Source organism: Streptobacillus ratti, assembly GCF_001891165.1.
In the GTDB taxonomy this organism is placed as follows: Bacteria; Fusobacteriota; Fusobacteriia; order Fusobacteriales; family Leptotrichiaceae; genus Streptobacillus; species Streptobacillus ratti.
The window spans coordinates 1-357 of record NZ_LKKW01000095.1; the positions used below are offsets into that span (position 1 = coordinate 1).

At 27.5% G+C, this 357-nt stretch carries 1 protein-coding gene; it reads left to right on the forward strand.

What is annotated here, in order from left to right; genetic code table 11:
• Positions 1-16: 16 nt before the first annotated feature.
• A partial coding sequence (locus BT993_RS06930) for an FAD-binding protein (protein ID WP_341860440.1) occupies positions 17-357 on the forward strand: 341 nt, incomplete at its 3' end.

The following is a 357-nucleotide window of genomic DNA, read 5'->3' on the forward strand; positions in this document are numbered from 1 at the left end:
AGATATAAAAAGAGAAATGAGATTAATATTAAAAGATAATGAGATAAATAATTTTAAGATAACTGGTAAAGCTATTGATGCTAGGAATAAAAATAGTATCAAATATGTATATACAGTAGATTTTGATAGCAGTGATAAGGTATATGATAATATTGAAAAATATAAGAATGTATCTATAGTTGAAGAATATATTTATCCACAGCAAATAGTAAATGGATATATTGGTAAAAGACCTGTTGTTATTGGAACAGGACCTGCAGGTATGCTTGCAGCTTTAATTTTGGCTAGGGCTAATTTAAAACCCATTATACTTGAAAGAGGGAAAGCTGTTAAAGAAAGAGTAGATGATGTTTATAC